At 36.4% G+C, this 7152-nt stretch carries 9 protein-coding genes; 3 read left to right on the forward strand and 6 right to left on the reverse strand.

Features of this window, described 5'->3' with window-relative positions; all coding sequences use genetic code 11:
• Positions 1 to 3: 3 nt before the first annotated feature.
• The 5 genes from PHF25_01870 to PHF25_01890 are packed head-to-tail and all read right to left on the reverse strand — an operon-like array spanning position 4 to position 3614.
• The gene (locus PHF25_01870) at positions 4 to 525 is read right to left on the reverse strand and encodes an RnfABCDGE type electron transport complex subunit G (GenBank protein MDD4526767.1); all 522 of its coding nucleotides are present in this window, start codon (positions 523 to 525) and stop codon (positions 4 to 6) included.
• Entirely contained in the window at positions 525 to 1463 is a 939-nt protein-coding gene (locus PHF25_01875) for an RnfABCDGE type electron transport complex subunit D (protein ID MDD4526768.1), read from the reverse strand. The genes PHF25_01870 and PHF25_01875 overlap by 1 nt, the downstream gene beginning before the upstream one ends.
• Positions 1460 to 2701 carry an electron transport complex subunit RsxC gene (gene rsxC, locus PHF25_01880; protein MDD4526769.1) on the reverse strand — a complete coding sequence of 414 codons (1242 nt, stop codon included), beginning with the start codon at positions 2699 to 2701 and terminating at the stop codon, positions 1460 to 1462. Before rsxC ends, PHF25_01875 begins: the two co-directional genes overlap by 4 nt.
• Positions 2702 to 2703: 2 nt before the next feature.
• Positions 2704 to 3273, reverse strand: coding sequence for an RnfABCDGE type electron transport complex subunit E (locus PHF25_01885; GenBank protein ID MDD4526770.1), 570 nt, complete (start codon positions 3271 to 3273; stop codon positions 2704 to 2706).
• Positions 3270 to 3614 carry a polymer-forming cytoskeletal protein gene (locus tag PHF25_01890; protein MDD4526771.1) on the reverse strand — a complete coding sequence of 115 codons (345 nt, stop codon included), beginning with the start codon at positions 3612 to 3614 and terminating at the stop codon, positions 3270 to 3272. Before PHF25_01890 ends, PHF25_01885 begins: the two co-directional genes overlap by 4 nt.
• A 174-nt stretch (positions 3615 to 3788) precedes the next feature.
• Between PHF25_01890 and rfbC the strand changes: the two genes are divergently transcribed.
• Positions 3789 to 4325, forward strand: coding sequence for a dTDP-4-dehydrorhamnose 3,5-epimerase (gene rfbC, locus PHF25_01895; protein MDD4526772.1), 537 nt, complete (start codon positions 3789 to 3791; stop codon positions 4323 to 4325).
• A 134-nt stretch (positions 4326 to 4459) separates the two neighbouring features.
• Here the strand turns inward: rfbC and rnhA are convergent, their stop codons facing one another.
• Positions 4460 to 4909 (reverse strand): ribonuclease HI, encoded by a 450-nt coding sequence (rnhA, locus tag PHF25_01900; GenBank protein MDD4526773.1) that lies wholly within the window; start codon positions 4907 to 4909, stop codon positions 4460 to 4462.
• 207 nt (positions 4910 to 5116) lie between these two features.
• Here rnhA and PHF25_01905 point away from each other — a divergent pair, with 207 nt between their 5' ends.
• Both PHF25_01905 and PHF25_01910 read left to right on the forward strand, forming a co-directional pair.
• Positions 5117 to 5380: a hypothetical protein gene (locus tag PHF25_01905; GenBank protein ID MDD4526774.1), complete on the forward strand. Its 264-nt coding sequence runs from the start codon at positions 5117 to 5119 to the stop codon at positions 5378 to 5380.
• 13 nt (positions 5381 to 5393) lie between these two features.
• Positions 5394 to 7145, forward strand: a complete 1752-nt coding sequence (locus PHF25_01910; GenBank protein ID MDD4526775.1) for a hypothetical protein — start codon at positions 5394 to 5396, stop codon at positions 7143 to 7145.
• Positions 7146 to 7152 lie beyond the last annotated feature (7 nt).

Below are 7152 nucleotides of genomic sequence, written 5' to 3' on the forward strand. Positions count from 1 at the left end.
AAATTACTCCTTAGTTTCAGTAATTTTTTTATAATTAGTAATTGCTGTTTTTATTCCGTCAGCAACTGCTTGGCTTGTTACAGTTGAACCAGTTATTGCTTGTACATCTTTTTTAGCAACAAAGGCATCTTCTATAGATTTAGCTATGAATTGTTGTTGAAAAGATGCTTCGTTAGCTTTTGCTCCAAGTCCAGGAGTTTCGGATAAGCTCAGAATGGAAATCCCAGTTACAATACCGTTAGAAATGCCAACAAGCATGCTAATTTCTCCGCCATAACCAATAGGTGTAACTTTAAAAACATAGCCACAAAGTTGTTTGTCTTTATTTAATCCTTGGTAAAGATTGTCTGCTTGGAGTGTGAATTCTGTTGCTTTTGGCATTACTTTAGTAAGCGCAGATTTTTGTTCTTTTTCAATTTGGCTAAGAATTAGAGGTGTGGTAAGGTCATTCATGTAAAAAAGTATGCTACCACAGATTAGTGTTATAACCGTCATATATAGTGCTAAGAGAACAGCTTTTTTCATTATGATTTTATTCCAAATTTTTTGTTATAAAGTTTCAAGTGGATGAAAATCCCTATTTTGTCTAGCACTGGAACCATAATGTTTACCAAGAGGATACTAAAGTTCATTCCTTCTGGCAGGTTGCTAAATAATCTAAGACTCATTACAAGAATGCCAGCAATAATTCCAAACAATATTCTTCCATGCTTTGTAGCAGGAGAAGTTACGTAGTCTGTTAACATAAAAAGTCCACCGAGCATAACCCCACCAGCAAATAAATGGAAAAAAGGATTGGTTTGAGTGATAAGTGAGAAAATAAAAATGGTTCCAAAGAAACTGACAGGGATTTTCCAATCTAATATTTTTTTATAGAATAACCATCCTGCACCTAATAGAAGAGCAAAAGCAGATGTTTCGCCAATACAACCGGGGATACTGCCCATGAATAGTTGAGATGTTGACACTAAAAATGGAGCTTCTTTAGCCAGTGCTGTCGCTGTTGTTATTGCACTGGAGCCGAACCAAGAAGAGGGGGACATCCAAGTTGTCATCGCAACAGGATACGCAACAAAAAGGAAGGCCCTTCCTACGGCAGCTGGATTAAAAATGTTATGCCCTAATCCTCCGAAGGTATGTTTAGCAATGCCAATAGCTACTAAGTTTCCAATAAAAACCATCCAGATTGGCATAGAGGGAGGAAGCGTTAATGCTAATAATAATCCAGTAAGAGCTGCGGAACCATCATAAATAGTTGTTTTTTCTTTTTTGATTCTATTGATTGCATATTCAATGATTATGGCAAAGGCCATAGACGAAACGATGATGTTAAGTGCTTGTATTCCAAAAAGAAAAACACCAACAAAGGAGGCTGGAATCAAGGCTAAAATTACATTAAGCATTACTTTGTTAGTTGTTTGACAATCTCTGATATGTGGTGAAGCTGTTACTACTATATTCATTTTTTACACTCGCAGGCTATTTTTTTTATTTTATTTTTTTGTAGTCTTATTCTTTGAACTAAGTTTACATTTGCAGGACAATTATAAGAGCAAAGTCCACACTCCATACAGTCTATTGCTTGCAATCCCTTCTTTGCGGCAACTATTGGTAAAAGTCCAACAGGACAATTATCAATACAAGTTCCACATCTTATGCAGTCGCCTTCAGGTTTGGAGTTATTGGGAATTACTAGTATACCAGATGTTCCTTTTAATACAGGTACATTAATGTCATATTGCGCTGTTCCCATCATCGGTCCACCCGCGATTATTTTATATTCCTGATTTCCTAAATAAGAGAGGTCGGGCAATAAAGTCTTAAAGGGGGTGCCTATTCTGACCCTATAGTTATGTTTTTTTTCTAATAGTTCGCCACTGAGAGTAACAATTCTGTCAATTAGGGGCATGCCAGTTGTGAAGGATTTTCCAATTTGAGTTATAGTCCCAACATTTAAAACAACTGAGCCAACATCTATTGGAAGTTTGTGAACATTTTTGCCTGTAATATTTTTCACAAGTATCTTTTCTGCTCCTTGAGGATATTTTGTTGGAAGTGGACGTATTTCTAAATTATTGAAATGAATACCATATGTTTTTAGGGATTTAACACAGTCCAATTTATTGTCCTCAACGCCTATATAAATTTTTTCTGGATTCAAAATGTGCTGAACTATTTCTAGTCCAACATAGAACATTTTTGTGTCTTCTAGCATTAGTCGATGGTCAGCAGTAAGATATGGCTCACATTCTGCACCATTTATGATAAGTTCTTGTATTGGTTTAGTGGTCTCTAGTTTAACATGGGTTGGGAAGGTTGCTCCGCCAAGTCCAGCAATTCCAAATTCTTTGATTTTGTTTATTAATGTTTCTTTCGTAAGTGATTTGAAGTTTTTAATTGGTTCAGTTTTGATTGCTTGATATTTTTTGTTATTTTCAATTACGACAGTCATAACCTTGGAGCCATTAGTATGAATATGTGGTTTTACATCTAGAACTTTACCTGAAACGCTTGAATGAATATTTGCCGAACAGTATCCATTAGCTTCTGCGAGAAGTTGACCAACTTTTACTTCATCATCTTTTTTGACAATTATTTTGGCCGCAGCACCAATATGTTGGCAGGCTGGGATATAGAGTATATCCGCCTCTGGCGCTTTTTCTGTTTTTAAATTTTCTGTAAAAAGTTTATTGTATTTCATCTTTAGTTGTCTTTATATTTATTAATAACAGCAAGCACCAAGCCAAGAGAAAGAAAGGCTCCAGGAGGTAAAACCATAATAATCATTGGCATATAACTTTTGGGAAGAACTGCAAAATTGAAGAGGGTTCCATTTCCTAAAATTTCTCTTAAGGAACCAAGTATCAATAGTCCAAGCATAAAACCTAATCCTTTTTCAATTGCATCACCAATAGAAGCAACGACATTATTTTTGGACGCAAACCCTTCTGCTCTGCCTAAAATAATACAGTTTACAACAATAAGAGGTATGTAAATTCCTAACGATTTGTTTACTTCAGGCGCGTAGCCAGCAAGCAACATTTGGATAATTGTAACAAATGCCGCGATGACAGTTATGAAGACAGGTATTCTAATTTCTTTAGGTATAGATTTTCTAATTATTGAGATAATGATGTTTGAGCCAAGAAGGACAAACAGGGTTGACAACCCCATTCCTAAAGCGTTGATTACAGAGGTTGTAACAGCAAGGGTTGGACAAAGACCGAGTAAAAGAACAAAAATAGGGTTTTCTTTTAATAAATTAAATTTCATTTGTTTGAAAATACCGTTACTTCCATTTTGCCGCTATAACAAGCTCCTTCCAGGAGCCGAAGACTTTCGCAATTGATGTTTCCATAAACTCGAGCAGCTTCATTAATAATAATTCTTTTTTTTGCAGTAAGGTTTCCTTTAATTGCACCAAACACTTGAATGTTTTCCGCAGTAAGGTTTGAGTTCAAAATTGCGCCCTTTAATACGTAAACATCTTTTTCTGTTTTGATTTCGCCAGAAATATTTCCCTCAAGATAAATATTATCGGAACTTTCGATTATTCCATCAAAAGAAGCGTCTTTTTTAATATATACTAATTTTTTATTCTTTTTTGTTAACATAAGTTATATATAATCCTCTTTAGTTAAAAGTATTATACTATGGTTTATTTTTTCTAACAAAAGATTTAAGGATATATTGTGAGTTTTAGTCTACAAAAGTTCAAATAAAGTATTAAATAGTCGTATTTGCTGATTGAGGTGCGAAAGATGCCCGTTAATAGTATAATAAAGCATATGAAATTTATTAATACTTCAATTCCAGGCGTAATAGAGATTGAACCCCATGTTTTTGGTGACGAGAGAGGCTATTTTCTTGAAACATATCGCCAGGATGTTTTTTTAAAAAATGGAATAGAAGTTGAGTTTGTTCAAGATAATTTTAGTTATTCTAAGAAAGGTATTCTTCGAGGAATTCATTTGCAAGCAGAGCCTTTTGCCCAAGATAAATTAGTTAGGGTCGCAGAAGGAGAGGTCTTTGATGTCGCTGTTGATTTAAGAAGAGATTCTCGGACATTTGGTGAATGGGTCGGTGTTAGCTTATCAGAGAGCAATAAAAAGATGTTATTTATTCCCAAAGGATTTGGTCATGGGTTTTGTGTAGTTAGCGATTATGCAAAGTTTGAATATAAGTGTTCTGCTGTATACTCGCCTGCTCATGAATTTTCAGTTGCTTGGAATGATCCACAAATAGCAATTAATTGGCCAATCGATGAGCCCTTTCTCTCTGAGAAAGACAAGTTGGCTCCTTTTTTGAGCGAGTTAGTTCTTTAATTTCTTATTAAAAAAGAAATCCAAAAGTTTACTTTTTAATAAGCCAAGTTAGTGCAACTAATAATGAATATAGCTTCCCGTCTAACGCAAGTCTAGGCCTTCGGCACCGCGGGAATGACTAAAGAAAAAACTTTTCAGATAACTAAATATTGTTTGTAGCGTTCAGTCTCACTGACCGCCAGTTCGTCACAGCGATTGTTATAAGGGTTATCTGCATGACCTTTGACCCAATGCCAATTTGTTTTGTGTTTACTTACAACTGCTTCTAGTTCCATCCAAAGTTCTTTGTTTTTAACGGGTTTTTTTGCTGCGTTTCTCCAGCCTCTAACTTTCCAGTCATGAATCCACTCTGTGATTCCTTGGATAACATATTTACTATCAGAATAGATTTCTACTTGGCATGGTTCTTTGAGTGACTTTAGTGCCTCAATCACTCCTGTAAGCTCCATAATATTATTAGTTGTTTGTTCTGATCCGCCACTAAGCTCTTTAACGTGTCCTTCATAGATAAGCAACGCGCCCCAACCGCCTGGGCCTGGGTTGCCACTACATGAGCCATCTGCATAAATGGTTATTTTTTTCATAAAAAAGATTATAACATGTACGAAGATGTTCTGCTGGGAGCTTTTTAAATAATGACAAAAAATGACGTCATAAAAGTAACGAAAAATCGAATATTGTTGTTATTTCCATGCATCAGTATATTCGAATGAATAAAGTATGCAATTTTTGGCGATATTACTATGTAGATAGCTATGATTGTGTGTATTTGATATTGGGGGTAGAAAAACATGAGTATGAGGGGAAAATTTAATAAAGGGAAAAAGTCTCCTGCGAGAGTTTCTGTCTTTGTTTCTGACAATAAAAACTCAGAAACAATTGACGTTAACGAAGTAGATATGAAGATAACAAAGTTAAATTCTATGATGAAAAACGTCGAGCGCAGAATAGACGCTCATCAAAGAAGACTATCTAATATATATGATAGCAGTGAATCACAGGAAAATAGAGAGCATATTCTTCGTGCCAACACTCAAGTTACATCAGGACAATAGAGGAGTTTAAATAATGGAGCAGGGTGGATTATCTAATAGTCAGAGCGTTAATAGCTCTTCAATCAATAGCAATAGCAAGATAGACGTAAACACAGATACTTTGCAGAAGCTTGTATTAAGCGCCCAAGAGGAAGCCTCGGATCAGTCAAAGGGAACAAAGGATACTGCCAAGTCAAAAGAAACCACCTCGGCATTACAACATATTCTAAAAGGTAACGAGAAAGATGCTAAGCAAGAATTGCTGAAAGATTTTATTCATAAAGTAGCTGGTTCAGAAAGCGATATTTTATTTAGTGGTGATAAGGGAAGTAAAAATGTAGATCTTATGGGAGAGCTCAAGTTACTTTTTGGCAAAGATTCTATGAAGAACGATGAGGTTGTTCTGAGCACTCAAGCCAGAATGATGAATATGACGGATGCTGTTACTCAAAGTCAGGCAGCCGCAGCCTTGAGAAAAGAAATGACTAAAACCGAAGACGACAATGCCAAGGCAGATAAAGCAGAAAAACTGGAAAAGCAGATTTTTGAAGAAAAAACTGGAATAAGAAATAAAGTTGCGCCAGATAGAGCAGATAAAACAAAAGAAGCTGAGCAGAAAGAACCAGTGCTTAATAGCGACGAGAGAGGTAAGTATTTCCAAGAAGACCAAGATCAAGACAATAGTGGGAAAAATAGACAAAACCAACAAGAGGTAATTGATGATGATGACACGATGGCAATTAGCAAGCTCAAGCAACAAGCTAGGGCAGAAGTGGAAGAGTCTGTTGAAGACGAAAACGTCGTTGATGAAATTGAAGAAGTTGATGTTGACGAAGTACAACAAAAAGAAGCAAAGGTAGGACAAGTTTCTATTGCTAGAGAAGGGCGCATGGAAGTAGAAGAGGCGTCTGCTGACTCAAAAGCTATTAGCGAAATTCGAGAGCAGGTACAGCCTCAAGAGACAAAGCCACCTAGGGACGAGTTGATTACAAAATATACTGACCACTATAGAAAGTTTTTGATGCTTCCGAACAAAGACTTAGACGGTCTTATGAAAAACGAGGAAGAATTATTAAAAGAATTTGGTCTTACATCCAGACAGATAAAGGATGTTCAGCAAGCAGTCAAGAAGACGATTAAGCAAGAGATAAGAGGTAAAATTGGAGACGCAATTATTCAAAAGCAGTTAAGTGTTGGCAATAAATTGGATTCCTTAACCGCAGATACTCGCCTCAATAAGTTCACCGATTACTTTGTATCTAATTTATTGTTAGGCGGGCAGGACTTCGGCGGGTTTGATGATAATTTCCAAGGTATGGTTAATAAAGCGATGTATTTTGCTAGTAAAGATTTAGCTAATTTTTCGATTGAAGAAATGGAGCAATTTGTTACACAGGAATCTATCGACCCATCCAAAACGAAGGTAGATAAGATAAGAGATTTCGAATCAAAGGTGAATGATTTAAACTCTATTACTAATAACCCAAAGGTAACAGAAGAGTGGGCTCAGACAGCGATGGAAGCATTTATGAAAGACTATGGTCTGGCTAGAGAAAAGCTAGATATTCCTGTGCAAGCTGCAGGCTCAGGCATTAATGTGATGTCTGGCGGGGCAGGGTTTAATCAGGGGAATCAGCAGAAGGAAAAGCATGAATATCAATTTGATTCCAAAGACGAGAAAGACATTTTTCTTAATATCAGTGCGATCAGGAGCTTGCCGAGGGGCGGATGCGGTTCCATGAAGTACACCCCGTTGAGATACTTCTGCGCACTTGCGATGTGGTAGTTCTCGT

The organism is Candidatus Margulisiibacteriota bacterium (assembly GCA_028706105.1).
Taxonomy (GTDB): domain Bacteria; phylum Margulisbacteria; class Riflemargulisbacteria; order GWF2-35-9; family DYQY01; genus DYQY01.